15 protein-coding genes and 3 pseudogenes are annotated in these 19827 nt (G+C 65.4%); 8 read left to right on the top strand and 10 right to left on the bottom strand.

Annotated elements, in window-relative coordinates:
• Positions 1 to 294 precede the first annotated feature (294 nt).
• Positions 295 to 2433 carry an ATP-binding SpoIIE family protein phosphatase gene (locus OHA88_RS44060; protein WP_313934994.1) on the top strand — a complete coding sequence of 713 codons (2139 nt, stop codon included), beginning with the start codon at positions 295 to 297 and terminating at the stop codon, positions 2431 to 2433.
• 203 nt (positions 2434 to 2636) lie between these two features.
• Here the strand turns inward: OHA88_RS44060 and cynS are convergent, their stop codons facing one another.
• Positions 2637 to 3107, bottom strand: coding sequence for a cyanase (gene cynS / locus OHA88_RS44055; RefSeq protein ID WP_267009174.1), 471 nt, complete (start codon positions 3105 to 3107; stop codon positions 2637 to 2639).
• A gap of 88 nt (positions 3108 to 3195) precedes the next feature.
• The gene (locus tag OHA88_RS44050; RefSeq protein WP_313934995.1) at positions 3196 to 3795 is read right to left on the bottom strand and encodes a carbonic anhydrase; all 600 of its coding nucleotides are present in this window, start codon (positions 3793 to 3795) and stop codon (positions 3196 to 3198) included.
• Positions 3796 to 3916: 121 nt separating this feature from the next.
• Here OHA88_RS44050 and cynR point away from each other — a divergent pair, with 121 nt between their 5' ends.
• Positions 3917 to 4822 carry a transcriptional regulator CynR gene (gene cynR, locus OHA88_RS44045; protein WP_328623699.1) on the top strand — a complete coding sequence of 302 codons (906 nt, stop codon included), beginning with the start codon at positions 3917 to 3919 and terminating at the stop codon, positions 4820 to 4822.
• A gap of 191 nt (positions 4823 to 5013) precedes the next feature.
• Here cynR and OHA88_RS44040 read toward each other — a convergent pair.
• A pseudogene (locus tag OHA88_RS44040) lies at positions 5014 to 5199 on the bottom strand (transposase); the annotation flags it as partial.
• Positions 5200 to 5245: 46 nt separating this feature from the next.
• Positions 5246 to 5800 (bottom strand): winged helix-turn-helix transcriptional regulator, encoded by a 555-nt coding sequence (locus OHA88_RS44035; protein ID WP_328623700.1) that lies wholly within the window; start codon positions 5798 to 5800, stop codon positions 5246 to 5248.
• A 501-nt stretch (positions 5801 to 6301) separates the two neighbouring features.
• Between OHA88_RS44035 and OHA88_RS44030 the strand changes: the two genes are divergently transcribed.
• Together OHA88_RS44030 and OHA88_RS44025 are read left to right on the top strand one after the other, a co-directional pair.
• A complete protein-coding gene (locus OHA88_RS44030) occupies positions 6302 to 6478 on the top strand; it encodes a hypothetical protein (RefSeq protein WP_313941832.1) in 177 nt (58 codons plus the stop codon).
• Between the two features lie 68 nt (positions 6479 to 6546).
• On the top strand, positions 6547 to 7971 hold the full coding sequence (locus OHA88_RS44025; RefSeq protein WP_313934998.1) for an MFS transporter: 1425 nt from the start codon (positions 6547 to 6549) through the stop codon (positions 7969 to 7971).
• A gap of 290 nt (positions 7972 to 8261) precedes the next feature.
• Here OHA88_RS44025 and OHA88_RS44020 read toward each other — a convergent pair whose 3' ends face one another.
• Positions 8262 to 9659: an IS1380 family transposase gene (locus tag OHA88_RS44020; RefSeq protein ID WP_328629542.1), complete on the bottom strand. Its 1398-nt coding sequence runs from the start codon at positions 9657 to 9659 to the stop codon at positions 8262 to 8264.
• 104 nt (positions 9660 to 9763) lie between these two features.
• On the bottom strand, positions 9764 to 11542 hold the full coding sequence (ltrA, locus tag OHA88_RS44015; RefSeq protein ID WP_328623701.1) for a group II intron reverse transcriptase/maturase: 1779 nt from the start codon (positions 11540 to 11542) through the stop codon (positions 9764 to 9766).
• A gap of 1467 nt (positions 11543 to 13009) precedes the next feature.
• On the opposite strand from ltrA, the gene OHA88_RS44010 reads away from it, so the two are divergent.
• From OHA88_RS44010 to OHA88_RS44000, 3 genes are all read left to right on the top strand, one after another.
• Positions 13010 to 13426: a CBS domain-containing protein gene (locus tag OHA88_RS44010; protein ID WP_328623702.1), complete on the top strand. Its 417-nt coding sequence runs from the start codon at positions 13010 to 13012 to the stop codon at positions 13424 to 13426.
• A gap of 273 nt (positions 13427 to 13699) precedes the next feature.
• Positions 13700 to 14287, top strand: coding sequence for a TetR/AcrR family transcriptional regulator (locus tag OHA88_RS44005; RefSeq protein ID WP_328623703.1), 588 nt, complete (start codon positions 13700 to 13702; stop codon positions 14285 to 14287).
• Between the two features lie 986 nt (positions 14288 to 15273).
• Complete coding sequence (locus OHA88_RS44000) at positions 15274 to 16101, top strand: alpha/beta fold hydrolase (protein WP_328623704.1); 828 nt, start codon at positions 15274 to 15276, stop codon at positions 16099 to 16101.
• Positions 16102 to 16292: 191 nt separating this feature from the next.
• Here the strand turns inward: OHA88_RS44000 and OHA88_RS43995 are convergent.
• Positions 16293 to 16850: pseudogene (locus OHA88_RS43995) on the bottom strand (3'-5' exonuclease); the annotation flags it as partial.
• Positions 16851 to 16963: 113 nt separating this feature from the next.
• Here OHA88_RS43995 and OHA88_RS43990 point away from each other — a divergent pair.
• Entirely contained in the window at positions 16964 to 17386 is a 423-nt protein-coding gene (locus OHA88_RS43990) for a hypothetical protein (RefSeq protein ID WP_328623705.1), read from the top strand.
• A 100-nt stretch (positions 17387 to 17486) separates the two neighbouring features.
• Here the strand turns inward: OHA88_RS43990 and OHA88_RS43985 are convergent, their stop codons facing one another.
• From OHA88_RS43985 to OHA88_RS43975, 3 genes and pseudogenes are all read right to left on the bottom strand, one after another.
• Positions 17487 to 17891 carry a hypothetical protein gene (locus tag OHA88_RS43985; RefSeq protein WP_327129827.1) on the bottom strand — a complete coding sequence of 135 codons (405 nt, stop codon included), beginning with the start codon at positions 17889 to 17891 and terminating at the stop codon, positions 17487 to 17489.
• Positions 17888 to 18736 carry an IS5 family transposase gene (locus OHA88_RS43980; RefSeq protein WP_267007542.1) on the bottom strand — a complete coding sequence of 283 codons (849 nt, stop codon included), beginning with the start codon at positions 18734 to 18736 and terminating at the stop codon, positions 17888 to 17890. Before OHA88_RS43980 ends, OHA88_RS43985 begins: the two co-directional genes overlap by 4 nt.
• 83 nt (positions 18737 to 18819) lie before the next feature.
• Positions 18820 to 19746 (bottom strand): annotated as a pseudogene (locus tag OHA88_RS43975) (UvrD-helicase domain-containing protein); the annotation flags it as partial.
• Between the last annotated feature and the right edge of the window lie 81 nt (positions 19747 to 19827).

Below are 19827 nucleotides of genomic sequence, written 5' to 3'. Positions count from 1 at the left end.
TTGCGGGAGGCGGACACACTTCCCAATGCTGAAGACAAGACGCGAGAGCATCGCCGCGCCGCGGTTGCACCAGAGTCACCGGGGTGAGATGACTTGAATGAGTGCCATCACATAGGAACCGGGGACGTAGTCGCCGTATGACGCAATCCGCGCCCTATAGCCGCATAGCGCGCCGCACCGTGTGGGGAAAGCGTGAAAGATTCCCGGACAGCCAACGACGGAACTGACACCACCGGCAACCCCCCTCCGGCCCCCACTGACCGGAGCAAGCTGCTTGCCGAGGTCTTCCGTCAGATGAGATTCGAGTTCGGCGCCTATGTCGGCGTCGTCTACCTGGCTGCACATGATGCTAATGGCACGCACCTGCTGTCAGCCGCAGTCGGCGGGGCCCCGCCAGCCGTCTTCACCATCCCCGAGGTCATTGCGTGCGACGGCCCCCTCGTAACGGCTGCCGCCTACCGCACCGGCCGCACCGTGGCCTCCGACGCTGCCCATGCGATCTCCCGTGAAGAGCGCGCACTGCGGATGATTCCCTACCCATACTCGGTCGTGGCCGCACCCCTCATCGCCGGGGACGAGAAGCTTGGAGTGCTGACCGGGATTTGGGTACCGCCAAGCCAGACCTGCGAGGGACTGCAGGAACGGATGGCTACGCTGGGGGAACTGCTGACGTCCGGTTTGGTCGACCAGTCTCAGGTTGATCACACCATGAAGCCGACCGCATCTCCCCTGATCATCCCCATGTTCCGAAGCCCGGACGATGAAGGGATCCCCACCGCTGAGGTGAAGCAACGTTGGGGATTGCCCGACCTTCCCGGATCAGCCGCTCTCTCGCAGATGTACCAAGTACACAAACTCTCCGCCGCGCTCAACGAGGCGCCGGGGCTGGTCGACGTCATGCGAGCTGCGCGTGAACGGATCATGCTGCCTTTCGGCGCCGGCGCATTCGTGGCTGCGGTGGCTCAAGAGGGCAGACTCCGGGTGGCCGGGCACAGCGGGCCTGCGGAGCTGGTGCGGATGGTCCACGGGGCGCCCCTGGACAGAAGCACCCCCGGTGCAGATGTGCTCTGCACCGGACAACCCCTCTTCCTCCCCGATCGCGCGGCACTGCTAGCGGCCTACCCCACTCTGGAGAGTGCTGACATCCAGGCATGTGCGGTGCTACCTCTGGTGGGCAGCGGAAACTTCCGGGGCAGCTGCCTGCTCGGCTTTGAGACCGCGCGATGGATCGGCGCCGAAGAACAGGCTGTCCTGCTGATGATGGCCGCCCAGCTCGCCGTGGCCATGGAGCGTGCCCAACTCACCGAGAGCGAGCACGCTCTCACGGAGGCGCTGCAGAAGAAGCTACTCCCCCGCTCACTGCCCGAACTCCCCGAGGTGGTGATCACTGCTCGGTACCTGTCCGCGTCCGCCCCCTCGGGGATGGGCGGTGACTGGTACGACGTCATTCCCCTGCCGGGTCGGCAAACCGGTCTCGTGGTCGGCGACGTGGAGGGCCACAACATCGACAGCGCGGTGATCATGGGACAGCTCCGAAGCGGACTGCGCGCGTATGCTGCGGAAGGACACAAGCCCACCGATGTTCTCGCCCGATCCAGCGAACTGCTCGCCGAACTCGACACCGATCTCTTTGCCACGTGCTGTTTCGTCCGACTCGATCCGGAAGGCGGGGTCGTCGAGATCGCCCTGGCCGGTCACCCGGTTCCGCTCCTTCGCTGCCCCGAGGCCGGGATCATAGCGCCGGACGCTCCGCCGAACCTCCCGCTCGGCGTGGAGCCTGGCTATGTGTATAGCAGCACGGAATTCACCATCCGCCCGGAGACACTACTGATGCTTTACACGGATGGAATCGTCAACTCCCCCACCGGCGACCCGGTGGTCGACGCACGCGGCCTTCTCGCTTCAGCCGACAGAGTCGAAGCCCGTTCCCTGCACAAGATTGCGGACTTGCTCCTCATGGGCGCGTCGAAGCGCCCCGAGCGCCAGCGGGACGACATGGCACTCCTGTTCGCTCTATACGAGGGTAATCCTCTCGGCTCGGTCCGCAGGGTCGACCGGATGGCTATACGGAGGCACGACATCCAGGGCGTGAGGTCCGTGCGAAGGTTCGTGAGGAGTTACCTGCTCAGACGGGACCTGCAGAGACTTGCCGACGACATGGAAGTGATGGCTTCCGAAATCGTCACTAATGCCCTCATTCACGCCGACAGCGATGTCGAGGTATGGCTCCGCGAATACCCCGACCGCATTCATTTCGAGGTCCGTGACACCGACGCCAAGCCTCCAGTGCCGACATCCATCACCGACTCCGACGAGGCGAACGCCGCGGCGGAGCACGGAAGGGGGCTAAGCATTGTGGAAATCCTTTCCTCCGCGTGGGGAAATTCTCCCCACGGTCGAGGAAAGACAGTGTGGCTCGACATTCCTAAATAAAGGAATACAGACCTGCGCCGTCGCTCTCCGACACCTGGCCGGAACGACGCACCGGGAAGGCGGTGGAGGCCCTAGGCCCTTCACCTGGACCAAGGCAGCCGACGAGATCCTCAAATCCCTCGCCGACTACCTCAGCAAGGTGACTCCACGAGCCACTGAAAACCAGCAAGAGACTAAGTCCGTGATTTCCGGCGCAGGCGACACTAGAAGGGCTTAGTGGGCAAGTACTTGCCGTCCAGGGTGATCACGGCGCGCTCGCCTCCCTCGGGATCGGCGATCTTCTTTACGTCGAGCTTGAAGTTGATCGCGGAGATGATGCCGTCACCGAACTGCTCGTGGATCAGGGCCTTGAGCGTGGTGCCGTAAACCTGGATCATCTCGTAGAAACGGTAGATCGTCGGGTCGGTGGGAATGCCGCCCTCGATGGAGCCGCGAGTGGGAATGCTGCGCAGCAGTGTCACCGCATCGTCGTCGAGGCCAAGGAGTTCGGCGACGGCCTCGGCCGACTTCTCCGGCAGCGCGTGCTGGCCGAGGATGGCGGCCGTGACGAACGCCACGGACAGGCCGGCAGCGTCTGCGATCTGCTGCCAGGTGAGGTCCTTGCGGGTCTTGGCTTCGACCGCGGTGACCGCGAGCTGCTGGCGGGCGGTGTTGTCGAGTTGGGCGTGCATCATGACGTTGCTTCCTTTCAGTCGGTCCCCCCATGAAAGTGCGAAGAGCGGAAGAAATGGTCCCGTGGATCGGCCAGACTGGGCCGGGGGGTCAGGCCACGAGGGAGCGGTGCGGCCCGGCGTCGAGTTCCTCGACGGTTCCAGTTGGGATGTCGAAGACCCAGCCGTGCAACCGCACACTGTCCTTGGCCAGCGCATGAGCCACCGAGGGGTGTGTGGCCAGATTCGCCAGCTGGACGGCGACGTTTTCCCGTACCAATGCGGCGACTGTCTGCCTGCTTCCGGCGGGTGCGTTGAGGTCCCGGGCGGCAGCCGCTTGGCGCAGCCAGTCGGCGATGGCCGGGGTGTCGGTCAGGTCATGGCCTTGGGCGAGAGCGGTCATTGCACCGCATGCTGAGTGTCCACAGACAATAATGTCCTTCACTCCCAGGACGGCAATGGCGTACTCGATGCTGGCGACGATGCCGTCGGCGCCGGAGGTGTAGAGGGGGACGAGGTTGCCGGCAGTGCGGATGACGAACAGCTCGCCGGGATCGGCCTGGGTGATCAGCTCGGGGATGACACGGGCGTCAGAGCAGCCGATGAACAGCGTGCTGGGCTGGTGGGTGGTGGCCAGCTGAGCGAGGAGCCCTGCCTTGGCGGGGAAGACCTCCCGCTGAAAGCGGGTGATGCCCTCGGCGAGATGACGCATGCCGTGCTCCTTCCGGTGGTTTGCCGATGAGGTCTACCCCATTCACTGTGCACGAGCTGCCCTTATAGCGTCCAAGACTCATTACCACTGAGTTCCATCGACCGCATCTATAATGATGGGTGTGAAGCCTGAACTGCGCCATCTGCGATACCTGCTCGCAGTGGCCGAGCACGGGAACTTCACCCGCGCCGCCGAGGGCCTGCGCATCTCGCAACCCACCCTGTCTCAGCAGGTCCGGCAGCTGGAAAAAGCCCTCGGTGTCCAGTTGTTGGACCGTACTGGCCGCACAGTACGCCTCACTGACGCCGGGACCGCTTACGCCCATTACGCCCAGCGCGCGCTACAGGACCTTGCGGCCGGCGAGCAGGCGGTGCTGGACGTGCAGAACCTCTCCCGTGGGCACCTACGCCTCGCTGTCACCCCTACCTTTACGGCCTACCTCACGGGCCCCCTCGTCGCCGACTTCTATGCCCGCTATCCGGGCATCACCTTGGACGTGCGAGAGATGCCCCAGACCCGCATCGAAGCCGACCTGCTCGGCGATCGGATTGATCTCGGCATCGCCTTCCTGGGCGCCCATCACCCGGGCATCGAGGCCACCGCACTGTTCATCGAGACCCTCAGCCTCGTCGTCGGCCCCTATCACCCCGACATCCAAAGGCGCGGCCCCCTGCCCATCACCGACCTTCGCGAACGCCATCTCGCCCTGCTCAGCGGTGACTTCGCCACCCGCCAGCACATCGACCAGCACCTCGCGGAACACCACGTGCAGCCACGGATCGCACTGGAGGCCAACTCCATCAACGCACTCACCGAAATCGTGACCCGCACCCCGCTCGCGACCGTCCTACCCGACGCGATCACCCGCGGCCATCCCCACTTGGCCCCCATCCCCCTCTCCCCCGCACTCCCCTCCCGCACCGTCACACTCCTGCATCGTGAAAGCACGTACCAAAGTGCCGCCGCCCGCGCCTTCACCAGCCGGGCCACCAACTGGGCACATGCCCACGGCTTCAACCTCTTCTGACGAGGGAGGCAGTGGACGCCACAATGTGACGGGTCGGCCCTGCCGCCCAAAGACGCCGACTCAGGCAGGCAAGGGCCGGACACCGTCCGACACCCTGCATCGGGTTTTTGTCCCAACCCACCCGTCGGCCGGTCAACAGACCCAGGCGGCAATCGAGACCTTGTGGACCCGGCAATCACCCTCAATGAACTACTGACCGTTTTCCACGAGCCGTAGCGTTCGGGCAAGTCACGCCAGGTGATGCCGGTGCGGATCTTGTAGACCATGCCGTTGATGACCTGGCGGTCGTCAACCCGAGGCCTTCCGGTCACGGCCAGGGGTACGAGGGGAGCCAGTAACTCCCATTCCTGGTCTGTGAGTTCATGTCGACGTACCACACCAGAATCCACCACCCGCATGATCTTTGAAGACAGCTAATAGGGCCTAATCGTCGTTTGCCGTCTCCCCGCCCTCCGAGAGCGTGGAAGCAGAGCTGAGGTCTGATCCGTTCAACTTGTTCGGCGCAAAGGCGACGCCAACCTCGCCGAGTGGAACCTCATGCCCCGCCTCACAGGTGACGCCTGCCCTGAGCGGCGTGCTGCAGTTGTGGTGAGTGAAAAGGAGTGGTGGTCCGGCCGGGTCGGCGAGGTAACGGTCGCCCCACTGAATGAGAGCCAAGGCCACAGGGAACAGGTCGCGGCCTCTCTTCGTGAGCGCGTACTCATGTCGGGTGCGCGTGCCAGGCTCCTGGTAGGGGCGACGCTCAAGAACACCGACAGCCACGAGTTCGCGCAGGCGCGAGGCAGCGACAGCTTCGGAAATGCCCGCCCTATGCGCGAAGTCGTCAAAGCGCCGAGTGCCGTAGAAGGCCTCGCGTATCAGCAGCATTGCGGAGCGACTGCCGACCGCGCGCACAGCGCGGTCAAGGGAGCAACGGTCAGTGATCCAGCCGTCCCGGTCCGCCACCGGTCCGTCTAGGTGTGCAGCTTCTGTCGACATGCGCCAAGACTAACGCTGGCTTGAGATTTCCCTACTCAGGCCATTAGCGCCCTGGCCATGGATAGCAGAAGCCAAACATGGTTGGCTGGGATCTACCGGTGTTACACACGGCCGCCTTCGTCAACGTTGCCTTCGGCAACGTCGGACGCCTCGCTCCCCGTTGGCCGCGCAGCCTGCACGGTGGGCGGCCAACGTGACCGCCTCCAGAAGACCGGCTGGCAGTGCTCGATCGCCGCGGCAACATCCGGCGCGAGTCGGGTACGGCCCCCGTTACCGTTTTCGTGGCTCCGCAATGGCGCCTCCGGCCTTCGGGTGCGGCGTGACTTCCCCCTCCTGTTGTTGATGATCCAGGGGGGTGCCGCCGGGTCCGAAGCATCGACGGACCGCCGATGAGGGGCTTGAGCACCGGCTTCACCCAGGCCGGAGGAGCTCTCCGCAACGTGGATGTGGCAGCTCGGTGCCGTGGCAGGCCAGACGAGGGCGCGATGGAGAGGCCTGCACGTGATCGACACCGGCGACACCGACGTCTTCCTCGGCCTGGACGCCGGCAAGGGCGAACACCACGCCACCACCGTCACACCGGCCGGGAAGGCCACACATCGGCGTCCCGCGTACCGAGGCACTCAGCGCGCGGGGAGAGGGCCGGCCAGCTGGCGGCGCCTTGAGCCGTCCACGTGACGAGCGGACAGCGAGTTCGCTACCCATCTGGCTTGCGTCGGCCATAGCCGGATGGGTAGCGTCTGGCTATGGAAAATCAAAGCCAGACGGGCAAGACCGCCTGGGTACTGCCGGTGCTTTGCGTTGCCGCGTTCATGGCCAGCTTGGACCTGTTCATCGTCAACGTTGCCTTCTCGGACATCGGGCAAGAGTTCCCAGACAGTTCGCTGGCCGACCTGAGCTGGATCCTCAACGCCTACGCGATCCTGTATGCGGCCCTTCTGGTTCCCCTGGGACGCCTGGCTGACCGCTTCGGGCAAAAGGCGGGCTTCCTGAGTGGCCTGGCCGTATTCACCGCCGCCAGCGCCGCATGCGCCTTGAGCGACAGTCTGTGGCCCCTGGTCGCCTTTCGGGGAATACAGGCAATGGGCGCCGCCCTGCTCACTCCCACGAGCCTCGGCTTGCTCCTCACTGCCACGCCCGCCGACCGGAAAGAGCGAGCAGTGCGCGTCTGGGCTGCCACAGGCGGTCTCGCGGCCGCCGCAGGACCTGTCGTTGGAGGCCTCCTTGCCGAGGCCTCGTGGCGCTGGATCTTCCTGGTCAACGTGCCGATCGGCGCTGCTGCCTTCCTGTTGGCGCTTCCTTCGCTGCCCGCCAGCCGACACGACGTGGACACCCGGCTGCCGGACCTCCCAGGCGCCGCTGTTCTTCTGGCCTGTATCAGCGTCCTAGCTCTCGGGCTGGTCCAAGCGCCTTCCTGGGGCTGGGACAGCCCCAGGACCGCTGTATGTCTGGGGCTGACTCTCACGGGCATGGCTGTCTTCTGGCGCCGCTCCCTACGCCACACCTCCCCCGTGGTGGAACCGGCGCTCCTGCGCGTGCCCTCATTCGCCTGGTCCAACGCCACCGCCTTGGCCTTCACAGCCGCGTTCGCCGCCGGCCTGCTCGCCACCGTCATGTGGCTGCAAGAGGTATGGGGCTACTCGGCGCTCAGGACCGGCATGGCAATCACCCCGGGACCCCTGATGGTGCCGCTGTTCGCCTCCCTCGCCCAAGCTGTCGCTCACAAAGTGCCGGCCGGCTGGATCACCGCGGTGGGATCGGCCCTCTTCGGCACCGGCATCATCGTGCTGCAACTGAGCCTGGGCGCTCAGCCTGCCTACCTCACGCAGGCGCTGCCGGGCTGGCTGCTGAGTGGCATGGGCGTGGGTCTGGCCCTGCCCACCATCCTGGCCGCGGCCACGGCCGACCTCCCCAACAACCGTGCTGCCACCGGCAGCGCAATCGTCAACATGAGCCGCCAACTGGGAGCAGTCCTGGGAGTAAGCATCTTGATCGCGCTTGTCAGTGTCCCCCACACCTATACCGCCACACACGCGGCCTTCACGCTCGCGCGGTGGACCATTGCCGCCGTGGCTTTCGTCGGCGCACTGACCGCCTTGCGTATGACCCCCCGCAGCACACCCTCCGACAGCGCCTCTGCCGCCCTGACCGTCACACCTGAGATGTCATGACGTACAGCACCATGGCGATGGCGGCTCCGTGCGGAGATCAGGGTGCCGCAAGCTTCACGGGCACCATCCAAGACCACTTGTGCCCAACAAGAAGACTGAAGCGGTTGTCACCTCGGTGAGGCTCGCCTGCCGAGCTAAGGCCGTCTAGCCTCGCCGTTTCAGTTGCGGCTGATGGCTGGCTGAGCGGGGTCGTTTGGAGCGGTGTCGGTCGGTGGGCATGGTGAGGGCCCGGCGCGGTGGGCCGGGTTCTCCAAGGTCCTTCGGGTCGCGGGTGATCAGAGGGCGGTCGCTCAGGTGGCGGGGCGAGGCAGGGCGGCCAGGCGGTGGAATGCGGCCGTGAGTTCATGTCTCCAGGGCCAGGTCGCCGAGATCCGCAAGCGCAGGCGGCGGCCGCCGCGGGTGATCCGGGCGGCGACGTGCAGGATTCGGTAGCGCAGTTTCTTGGGTTCGGCGGTGGCGAGATCGCCGTCCAGCAGGAGGACGCGGGTCCAGGCGAGAAGGTCGATCGCCGCGAGACTGAGTTCGAGCCAAGCGGCGTTGACCAGGAAGTGGCGGGAGGGGAAGCGGCCGAAGCCGGTGGTCTTGCCGCACCTGATGTGGTCCTCGACGGTGGCATGCCCGCGGTGGCGGACCTCCAGAAACTGGGCGGAGCCCCCGCTGGCGAACGGTGTGTCGGTGAGGAAGACCTGGTGCCGCAGGCCCTCGTCCTGGTCGAAGAGGGACAGTTGGGCTCCGGGGTGCGGGCGCTCGCGGCGCACGATGATGCGGGTGCCGTCCGGATAGCCGGCAAGGTCGACCATGCCGGTCAGCTCGGCAACCGTGGCGCCGGCACGCAGTGTTCCGTCCTGGTCCAGGGCGGGGTGCCAGACCTGTTCGGGCAGGGCCCGGATCGCGCGGCGGACCGGTTCAGTGACCGCGTATCCGACCGAGAAGAAGGTGCGGATTCCTCGTATCCGCATGTCTCGGACGTGGGCGAGGAAGGCTTTCGCCGATCCGGCGCTGTCGGTGCGGACGAGGATGTCGGTGCCGTGCCGGTGGTTGTCGGGGATCTGCGCGAGAGCGTCGTCCAGCACCGCGATGTGATCGGCGGCGGTGTTGGCTCCGGCGTTGCCGGGCCGCAGCCGCCCGGACATGCCCTCGCCGGTGTTGGCCAGGAAACACACCAGAGGGTGGAATCCGAAGCCGCCTTTATAGGTGGGTGCGGCTTGGTCCTTCTCGGAGTGGCAGGTCACCAGCGTGGCGTCGAGGTCCAGGACCAGGCCGGGCAGTTCTCGTCCGCCGGCTTTTGCCGCCGGTATTCCGCAGCGGGTCTCGGCGGCCTGCAGCCAGGCCACTTCCCGTGCCTGGGCCCGGGCCGCTCGCAGCCGAGCGAGTCCGGTCTCGTCGATGTCGGCGAGCAGCCGCCAGGCCGTCGGTGTCGAGGCGACCGGGCCGAACACCTCGCCCTGGTCCCGCAGCACGGCCAGATCCGTGATGGCTTCCCCGCCATCAGCCAGCATCACCGCGAGGTCGGTGGCGATCCGGCCCGGGTCGTGACCAGTGCCGCGTCGCCGAAGTGGTCCTAACGCGGTGGAGTACGCGCTGGTCAGTTCGGTGGCATCGGCGAGATCAGCCAGCAACCGTGCCCCGGCGTGACCAACCACCCCGGCACCGTCAGCAGAGACATGGAGCTTGGGACGCGAACCGATACCGTCGGGTAGCGAGGGCGCATTTCGGCGCCCTCGCCCCCTCAGAACCGTACGTGCACGTTGTCCGCGCATACGGCTCAAGCAAGTCCTGAAGGCTCTTGGGACTATGCAGAATTTCCGTTGCCTGACACCTTCCGGCGTCGGAGGCATGAGGCATGAGCAAGGCGGAGTTGAGCCCCGTCCGGCGTCTTCGTCCCCTGGTAGGCGATGTGTCGTGCCTTCATCGCTTTCCGGGTGGTGCGGAGCCATTGCTCCCACCCGGTTGGGGACTGTGGGGGCTGGTCGGAATGCAGAAGCAGTTGCCCGCAGCACTGGCAGCGGCCCATTTGCGTCTGGAGCAGACGCATCGTGGCCCGGTCCAGTGGCAGCGGTGCGCTTCTGCGCCGCCGGTTGGCCCAGTAGTCGGTCAGGGCCGGATCGTCTGGGGACGAGGTGCCCTTCACCAACTGGTGCCGGATGATTTTCGTCCAGGCGAACTTGACGAGGTAGGCACCGTTGTCGCGGTGGCCGAATACCCATCTGTCTTCCCGGGCGGTGTTGAATCGGCCGAAGTACCGGCTGGTGATCCAGTGCTTCGACTTCTTCGGGTGCCTGTGCAGAGCCCACTGGTAGGTGAGTTGCCACAGATAGGAGTCCAGTGAGGCGAAGACCTCCTTGGACACCACCGTCCGGTAATAGGCCGACCACCCGCGAACGATCGGGTTGACCGCCCGCAAGATGGCGAGAGTTTCCGCGCCCCGCAGGGCACGGACCTCCTCGCGCAACCTGGCCCGGATCCGCCTGACGGCTGCTTTACTGGGCTTGATCAGCAACTTGTCGCATCGGTAACGGCGCACGTTGAACCCCAGGAAGTCAAAACCGGTCTCCGCGTGGACGATACGTGTCTTGTCCTCGTTGAAGACCAGCCCCCGGGGCGCGAGCCAATCGGCAAGCTGGGCCTTGACCTGCTCAGCCGCTTCGCGGCTGTGGCACATCGCCACCAGGTCGTCGGCGTATCTGACCAGCACCGGGGCGTCCGGCATGATCTCTCCGGGCCGTCGGCCCGGAGGGTAATACCGCACACCCGCAGCCGCCTCCATCCCATGCAGGGCAACGTTCAACAGCACTGGGCTGATCACCCCGCCTTGAGGAGTTCCCTCCTGCGTCGCAGTGACTCGGCCGCGTTCCACCACCCCGGCCTTCAGCCATTGCCGGACCAGTCCCCGTGCGGGGAAGGTGCCGAGCCGGGCCAGAAGCCGGTCGTGGTCAATGCGGTCGAATGCCGCCGCCAGGTCGGCGTCCAGGATCCACACGCGTTGCGGGTTCTTGCCGTTGAGCGTGTTGTAGATGACCCCGATCGCGTCGTGACAGCCCCGGCCCGGGCGGAAGCCGTATGACCTCGCCTCGAAGCGTGCCTCCCACTCGGGTTCCAGCGCCGCCGACGCGCGGGCCTGATGAGCCCTATCGATGATCACGGGAATTCCTAGTGGGCGCCGTTTGCGTCCCCCTGCCTTCGGGATGAAAACTCGCCGGACCGGACGGGCCTGCCAGATACTTCCGCGCTGCTGGATGAAGCGCACCAACTCTGCCTTGCCCGGGGCGGTCAGCACGACCTGACCGTCGATCCCCGCTGTCTTCCGTCCGGCGTTGACCTCCGTCACCCGGCGCACGCTGACCAGCGTGTTGCTCAGGCTCCGGAGCATCAGTTTCTGCAGGTTCCTGACTTTCGCCAGGTCACCGTCCCTCGATGCCGTGAAGATGCGCTGACGCAGGCGGCGTACGTTCTTCTCCGCCTGGTCCCAGTCGATACTGTCCCAGTCCGCGAAGAAGTCGCCCTCCGGTCCGTTCACCCCAGCCGTGGCCGCGGCGTCCAACTTGTCCTTCGGTGCTGTCCCTGTCGTCATCGTCCCTCCTCACAGACTCACCCGGCTCACGTCAGCGTCCTTTCGGACCCGGAAACCTGCCCGGTATCCGGCGAGTTGGCCGGGATGGTGGCGGAGAGGCCGCCACTCGTGCTGTCCCGGTTTCCTCTGACCTTTCGGCCTGCCGGCCTTCGCTTCTTGAGCCGTCCTGTCCCGCCGGAGACATCAGCCTTCCTCACGGTCGGCCCACCGCCGCCCATCCGAGAGCGGCGGCCTCCGTCGGGGTTTCCACGTTCCGCGTGTGCGAGATGCGACCGGATTGGGCGCCCTCTATATCCCGGGGCGGCGGTGTCCTCCCGGGCGGCATGCAGATCCGCCCGGCGCCTGCCGCGTTTCAGCGGCCCGCCCTGCACCCTGCTGTCGCGTCCCACCGGCAGGGCTTTTCTTCACGAGACGTCATCGAGGGTTCACGGGTGTTCGCCCGCCCGGTCTTTCCCTTGCCTGTTGCCACCGGGTGGAACGGCGGCGCTTGGGCTTCTCCCCGGAGCTTCGCACCCCGCCGTTACCAGCGACGCACGTCCAGGTGGGAACGGATCATCGGACACGAACCCGGGATTACCCTGTTGTCGGCAACATCGCCGACCCCCTCTCCAAAAGCATCCACTCAACACACGCGACCTCGTGTCGCACCTGCACGCAGAAAGTGCCTTCCGCCTGGACCGACAGAACCCCTCGACAAGGTTCATCGTCCCAGCTCAGAAGGCACTTTCGCGTTACCGCACAGAACCCGGCCCCACACCAAGTGAAACGGCGAGGCTAGGTGTGTTGTCCGGGCAGGTTGGTGATGCGGCTGACTGGGATCTGACCGCCGATTCCGGTGCGTGGTCGGTGGTTTGGGCGTCCTATTCGGCCCAGCGGGGAGCAAGAACGGTAGCGGCTAGCCAAGTGCGCCGCCCCGCACGGACTGCAGCATCTACTCCCCAGCGACTCCACTCCGACCTGCAGGCATCCGCCGCCGAACAACTCCAAAGATTGTTGATCGTGGACGCAGCGCTATTGATGCCAAGTGGGGCACACATGGCGAGACCTCAGCAACAGTGGGAAAATTGGGAAAGCTTTCCTTCGGAATGCAAGTACATTGTTCGGCCAACATGGCAAACACCAGGGGAAGTTCGGTTGACCGCAAGAGTCATGGGCTCCCTGCCCGCTCAAGGATGCTTATGTCGGTGCAGCCGACGCAAAGGGGCAAGCATGACCGGCCCTGCACAGCGATCCGGGGATCATGTTCGCGGTTTACACGTCGTACAGATCGCGAAGCCAGCGACCATGGCCGGACCGTCGCATCGCAAACTCTGCCTCGGATTTCTCTCGTCCAGACAGCCGAGACTTCGGTGCCCCCCTGTGGATCATCGCCGGAAAGTTCCGTCGAAGGCCGCCGGATACCCGCACACTTCAGGACATCCCTGTGTGCCACATCGTGGTTGAAACCGCTTACGACAGGAGGAGCCTGTGAACCTGGTTCGAGACGCGATGACCAGCGACGTCGTTACCGTACCGCCCTACACCGCTCTGACTTCGGTTGCCGCCTGTATGCGTGACGCCAACGTGGGCTGCGTCCTCGTCGTCCATGACGGCATTCTTCACGGCTTGATCACGGACCGCGACATCACGGTCCGCGTCACTGCCGAAGGTGTGATCGCGGGAAGCGCAACGGCCCAACAAGCCGCGTCCGGAGCCCTGGTAACCGTCACCTCCGATACCACTCTCTGCGAGGCCGCTGCATTGATGTGCGACCATGCACTGCACCGTCTACCTGTCGTGGACGACGGCCATCTCGTGAGACTTCTCTCGCTAAGCGACATTGCTGAGACGGCCCATGCGCGAGAGGTACTCATCGCACTCGGAAACGCCCAGGCCAACCACTGATCGCCACGTTGCCCCCCGGCATCTTTTCCACCTCTCCACAGCGGGCTCCCAGCAGCCCTTCCTCCTCTTGATCACGATCTGGGAGGTGACCGCGCGCCGAAGGCACCGGTAGACCGCCGATAAGGGCAGAACCACCGAGTCGTAGGCAGATCCTTCATCCCCTCGCCGTCGGCGAACCACCGTGGAAACTCATGCCGGGCGACCGACCGGAACCCTCGGGAGCGACCCCTCATGCAAATGGACTGAAAAGTCAAGAACTGTTAGAGTGGGCGGATGGCGCGCCCCCGAAGCTTTGATGAGAACCAGGTTCTACAGTCCGCGCGCGAGCAGTTCTGGAACCGGGGCTATACGGCTACATCGCTGGAACACCTCATGTCAGCCACCGGACTGGGCAAAGGAAGCCTGTACGGGGCGTTCGGCGACAAACGCCAGCTCTTCCTGCGCACACTGGACGACTATCGCAGGGAGCAGCTCGACAGCGTCCGGCAGATACTCACCGGACCTGGTTCGGGGCTGGAGCGCCTAGGGCGCCTCCTCGACGGCGCCGCTGGCGGTTACGCGAATGATGCCTGCCGCCGCGGGTGCTTCTTGGCCAACAGCACCTCCGAACTGCACGGCCAGGAGTCCGAAGTGGTCTCTCGCGCCCGGGCGACCTATCAGGAGGCACAAGACCTTTTGGCCGCCTGTGTGAAGGATGCACAACGGGAAGGCGACCTGGCCAAAGGTGCCGATCCGCAGGAAATGGGCAACCTGCTGCTCGCGGTCCTACAGGGAATCGAGTTCCTCGCCAAGACCGACATGGACGCCTCGGCACTCATGCAGATCGGCCGCACCGCGTTGTTGAGCCTCCCTCGCCCCTGACCCGACGCGCGTGAGGCCGCCCTGCGGCGCGATGTTCGGCGTGTTCGACCCCGTCCGCGACGAGCGGCAACCCTGGCCCGTGGGGCGTGCAGAGCCATTGCCGACGTCTTTCGCGCCGAGCGTGTGGGAGTCAACCGCATAGGGCCTGGGTCGCAGGGCCACCCGCCGATCAGAGCGGGACCGTTCAAGTGGTGTTGAGGGCCCACGTCTGCCGCTTTTCGCGACTTCTCCTTGCGGCGATCGCCATCGGCTGGAGCATCCGCCGCCAGGTGTCCGTCAATGATCATGTCCGCGATCAGCCTTTGGACCTGATTCCCAGGTCCTAGCAACCAAGGCGCCTCAACGGGCTTGCTTTCTCCAGGGAGACGGCGTGAGAGCGCCTCGATCGAAGTAGTGAGGCCCGACGAAGTTGGGAGCAAACCAGCAGGACAACACTAGGCGGACCGTGGCGGACTTCTACAACGCTGGCGCATCTTCCGCAACGCCTGCTGCAGCTCCAACCGCCCACTCAGCAGCCATGGTCGCCCTCACCCCGCGGCGCTAGCGGCGATGCGGCTTTGAGAGCGTCGGCGACCAAGTCGATCCCCAGCCTCAGATGCTCGGCGGTCGTCCAGCCGACCACACGGCGGGGGCCCCATTCGGGAAGACCTCGGCAAGGAGGGTGCGTTCCTTGGGCAAGAAACATGTTGGCCCTCAATACAAGGTGGCCGCCGCCTCGCGACGCGGCTGCGGGAACGCAATCGCTCGATGTCCTGTGGCAGGGGAACACTGGTCTGGGCGGCGCGCCGATATACCGCTTCTCGGGTAGCGTGATTGGGACGACATCCTCCTCCGGTCACCTTTCGCTGCTGCCATCCCCGTCGATTCTCCGTACGTCTACTGCTGGTCGGCGATCACGGCACAGTGGGCAGGAAGTTCATGTTCAGGCCTGGCATAGAACTCCGCCGAAGCACCGTGTTCTGGATATGTCCGAAAGGACTCGCACCATGCCCTTCGTCACCGCCAAAGACGGAACAGAGATCTTCTACAAGGACTGGGGATCGGGCCAGCCGGTCGTGTTCTCCCACGGCTGGCCACTGATCGCCGATGCGTGGGACCCCCAGCTGAAACTGATGGCGGACAATGGTTTCCGGGCCATCGCCCACGACCGGCGCGGCGGCGGACGCTCCGGCCAGACCTGGGACGGAAATAACCTCGACACCTACGCCGACGACCTGGCATCGCTCATCGAAACGCTCGACCTGCGCGACGCCATCCTGGTCGGACACTCAACCGGCGGGGGCGAGGTCACACGCTACCTCGGCAAGCACGGCTCCGGCCGGGTGGCCAAAGCTGTGCTGCTCAGCGCGATTCCCCCGCTGATGCTCAAAGCCGAAGCGAACCCCGAAGGACTGCCGATCGAGGTCTTCGACGAGATCCGAGCGGGCGTCGCGAAGGACCGTTCACAGTTCTACAAGGATCTCAGCGCAGCGTTCTACGGCGCCAATCGCGAGGGATCGACCGTCACCCAGGGCACCCGCGACGAGTTCTGGCTCTGGTCGATGTCGGTGGGCATCAAGGGCGCCTACGACTGCATCAAGGCATTCTCCGAGACGGACCTCACCGAGGACTTGAAGAAGTTCGATGTCCCCACCCTGATCGCACATGGCGACGACGACCAGATCGTTCCGATCGTGGCCTCGGGCAACAAGTCGTCCAAGCTCGTCAAGGACGCAACCTTCAAGGTCTACCCCGGCGCCCCTCACGGCCTGTCGATGGTGCCCGTATTCGCCGAACAGTTCAACAGCGACCTGCTCGACTTCGCACGCAGCTGAGCCGAGGAGGGCCCGCTGCCTGCCCGGCCCGCGGTACAGGTGCACCCGCTGCGACCCTGGTGCCGCCACCGCCCGCCCCGCTTCGGGGTCCGGTCCGGGAGTAACGGCTCGATCCGCGCACACCGCGCGTCGGCCAACGGCATGCGCAGACCAACGATCAGATGGTCCAAACGAATGGCGGGTCAATATGCTTATGCCGTCTGCCCGTCGGGATGAGCATTGATCCATGACAGACCACCAACGTCCAGGCGGTTGCGGGCCCGGGTGACCGCGACGTAGGCGAGACGGGCCTCGGCACCATCGATGGGTCCAGGCAGGGGGTGGCCATGTTCGTCGTATTCGTCGCTGTCCTGGGGCGGGGTGAAGTCGATGGCCACTCTTACCCGGTGCCATTCCCGGCCTTTGGCCTTGTGGGCAGTGGACACAGTCACATCTGCGTCGGATTCGTCATCGAGCCGGTTGACGGCTGCGAGGATGGCCCCGGTTCCATGTGTGTCGACAAGCTCGATCAGCGGCTGAAGCTCGCGACCGGCCGGATCGTGTTCGGCATAATCCTGCAGATCGCCCCAGGTAGGGAAGAGGACGAGCTCAGGGTGCGAGGTGCGGCGGCCCTCCTTCAGGTCGTTGGCGGCGTGGGCCAAGGCGCGTAGGGCTTCCCCTCCCCCAACCAGCGCCACACGATGGCCCGCCGCAAGCTGCTGCATGACTTCGTTCATGGCGCCGACGTTGGTGCGGCACAAGACGGCGTCAGAGGGCGGTTTGAGAGTATTTGATGAGGGGTGGCGGGCGCGGGCCTGGTGGACCTTCATCGGCGACCACTTCCACCACGCTGTACGAGGCGGCGCTACGCGATACTTGTCCTGTGGAGTGGTTCGAGCAGGCCCGGGCAGCGGAACAACTCGGGGATTGGGATGCGGCCATCACGTTGGTAAGCGCCCAGGCCGAGTGCTACTCCACCGATCGCTACATGCACAACAACCATCTGTGGCACATGGATTTGCTCGCCCGTTCGGAACGGCTCCCGGAACTCATGGAACTCGCTCGCACGGACGTCCATGCACGTCGGAGACTCAACAGATCGCTTCGCGAGCGGGGGATGGAGGCCGCGCTGCGCAGCCGCGCCAAAGATGGTGACCGTGATGCTCTGTACGTCTTTGTCCGGCTTTTGTGCGAGACAAATCGAGCCCAGACGGCCTATCTAGCGGTCCAGGACCTCGGCCCGGAGGATCAGTACGCACACCAGATCGTGGCCCGCTTTCGATCGCCATCAAGCGGTGCGCAGTAACGCTCGACGCCTGCCTTGTCCGACCTTTCATGAGGCTGTTCGTGGAGTGTCGTTTTCGGGTGAGGCAGTATCAGCGTTGCCGATCGCGGTACTTGGTCCGTTACTGCTTCGTGGCGAAGCTGCCGGCGTCGTCCTCGGTGAGGATGTCCAGTTTGACCAGGCGTTTCAGCTTGGCGCGGGTGCCTTCGATGTTCTTCGGCAGTAGTTCGTGGTCGAGGGCATCGCAGATGTCGCGGGCGCGGAGGGGGCCGGTGGCCTCGTTGAAGACGGCGAGGATGCGGGGGTAGTCCGGGTGCTCGGGCAGGTCCGGCGAGGCGGTTTGGGTAGGGATCCGGTCGGCGAGGGCGGTGACGGTCTTTCGGGTGATCGCGAGGTGCTCGAGGTGGGTCTCGGCCTCCCGTAGTCGGGCCTGTAGCTCTTCGGCTTGGGTTCGGAGGTCGTCGGTCAGGGTCCGGGCTGCGTCTTCCTGGACATCCAGTGCTTCGAGCAGGGGCTGGATGTTCATGCGGTCACGGCCTGCGGGTCGCGCCAGGTGGGGGTGATCGTGCCGGTGAGCCGGCGGGTCATGGTGTGGGTCATCGCCCAGTAGACGCGGGAGGCGGAGGAGGCCGGGTGGTGTTCGTAGTCACGGACCAGGCGCCGGTGCAGTATCAGGATCCCGTAGGTCTGCTCGACCCTCCACCGGATCGGCTGCGGGACGAACCCCCTGTCCTGCAGGTTGCGTTCGACAATCTCGACATCGATACCCATGCCGGAGCCGTGCACGACGACCTGCTTCTTGAAGCCCTGATCGACGAGCGCCTTGCTGACAGTGCCGCCGGTGCGTTCGGCGACCTGGTCCAGCAGGGCGATACCCGCGGCGTTGTCATGCGTGCTGGCGGCGAGCACGATGACGGCGATGACCAGGCCCAGAACATCCACCGCCAGTGCCCGCTTGCGGCCCGGCACCCGTTTCGCCGGGTCCCGCCCGGTCGTGGTGGCGGGGACCCCGGCGGCGACGTGGATGCTCTGCGTGTCCAGCACTACCAGGGTCGGGTCCTCTAATCGGCGGGCTCTCTCACGTACCTGGCAGCGCAGGAGTTCATGGATGACCTGGTCGGTCCCGTCGTCGCGCCACGCGGCGAAGTAGTAGTACGTCGCACTCTTCGGCGGCAGGTCGTGCGGGAGGTAGGCCCACTGGCAGCCGGTCCGGCCCTGGTAGAGAATCGCGTTCACGATCTCCCGCATCGCGTAGGCGCCCTGGTGACCGCTGACCGAACGGTGCCGGTCCTTCCACGCCGTGATCACCGGCTCGATCAACGACCACTGCCCGTCCGACAAGTCGCTCGGGTACGGCTTGCGTTCACTCACCCCGCCACCCCAGCAGACCAACGGCCACGGACCAGCAGATTCCGCCCCCACCCACACCATCAGGTGACGGCAGAACGCATCAATGACTCACAAACCGCCCTCTCAGGCTGCTCGACAGGGCCGATCTCGGTGCAGATCGTCTCGGTTCCCTCGAGGCGCAGGGGCGCGCCGGCGATGGTGAGCCACCGGTTGGCTTCGGCCGCAAGACGGGGTCCGAAGCGGAAGGATTTCGACAAAGCCAGTCGTGTGCCGTGGAAGGTGGTCATCACGTCCCGTGCCCCGCGCCATTGGTAGATGGCTTGTGCGGAGTCGCCGACCATTACCAGTTGGGCGTGGCTGCGCTGGTTGAGGAAGATTTCCTCGACCACGGGGTTGGTGTCCTGTGCTTCGTCGAGGAGGAGGAAGTCGGTGTTGATTTTGGGCTGGGTGAGGGCCCAGATCTTGAGGTAGTGGTCGTGGTCGAAGCGCACGGCTCCGTCGTCTGTGTGCTGGAGGTCGGTCCAGGCTCGGCGGGCGAACGGAACGATGTGTTGGGCGAGTTGGGTGTGCAGGTCGGGGTCTTCGAGGCCGCGCAGGCGGGGGACGTGGTGGCGGGTGATGGTGGGGTCGGCGGAGTGGCAGAAGCTGGTCACGGTGCGCAGGGTGGCGTAGGAGAGGGCCTTGGGTGACAGGTCGCGTTCGCCGATGCGGATGGTTTTGGTGATGCCGAGTGCTTGGCCGGTCTGCCAGGCGGGGCGTCTGGGGGCGTTCAGGCGCCGGGCGTAGTGGTAGCCGGTAGCCGCATAGGCCAGGGCGTGGGCGGTTTTGCAGGTGACGGTAGAAGGGAAGCGGGCAGCGGCGTCCTGGGCGATGGCTTTGTTGTAGGCGAGGTAGCGGCCGCGGCGGCGGGTGTGGTGGGCGAGAAGGGCGAGGGTGCTGGTCTTGCCGGTGCCGGCGCCTGCCTGAAGGGCCAGGTGGTCGCCGGCATGGAAAGCGTCGGCGGCGGCGGTCTGTTCGTCGGTGGGATTCAGGTTGAGCACCCTGATACTCCGTCGGTTGCGGGGGGTGGTGAGCTTGTGTGCGGCAGCGGCCGGCGATTGCTGCGAGGTGAC

The organism is Streptomyces sp. NBC_00353 (assembly GCF_036108815.1).
Taxonomy (GTDB): Bacteria; Actinomycetota; Actinomycetes; order Streptomycetales; family Streptomycetaceae; genus Streptomyces.
This window is presented reverse-complemented; position numbering and strand designations above follow the sequence as displayed.

Excerpts from the sequence above, each read along its gene's own strand:
- ltrA (WP_328623701.1), bottom strand. The coding sequence starts at position 11,542 with ATGACGACAGGGACAGCACCGAAGGACAAGTTGGACGCCGCGGCCACG.
- OHA88_RS44000 (WP_328623704.1), top strand. The coding sequence starts at position 15,274 with ATGCCCTTCGTCACCGCCAAAGACGGAACAGAGATCTTCTACAAGGAC.
- OHA88_RS44035 (WP_328623700.1), bottom strand. The coding sequence starts at position 5,800 with ATGTCGACAGAAGCTGCACACCTAGACGGACCGGTGGCGGACCGGGAC.
- OHA88_RS44025 (WP_313934998.1), top strand. The coding sequence starts at position 6,547 with ATGGAAAATCAAAGCCAGACGGGCAAGACCGCCTGGGTACTGCCGGTG.
- OHA88_RS44060 (WP_313934994.1), top strand. The coding sequence starts at position 295 with ATGAGATTCGAGTTCGGCGCCTATGTCGGCGTCGTCTACCTGGCTGCA.
- OHA88_RS44005 (WP_328623703.1), top strand. The coding sequence starts at position 13,700 with ATGGCGCGCCCCCGAAGCTTTGATGAGAACCAGGTTCTACAGTCCGCG.
- OHA88_RS44050 (WP_313934995.1), bottom strand. The coding sequence starts at position 3,795 with ATGCGTCATCTCGCCGAGGGCATCACCCGCTTTCAGCGGGAGGTCTTC.
- OHA88_RS43985 (WP_327129827.1), bottom strand. The coding sequence starts at position 17,891 with ATGAACATCCAGCCCCTGCTCGAAGCACTGGATGTCCAGGAAGACGCA.
- cynS (WP_267009174.1), bottom strand. The coding sequence starts at position 3,107 with ATGATGCACGCCCAACTCGACAACACCGCCCGCCAGCAGCTCGCGGTC.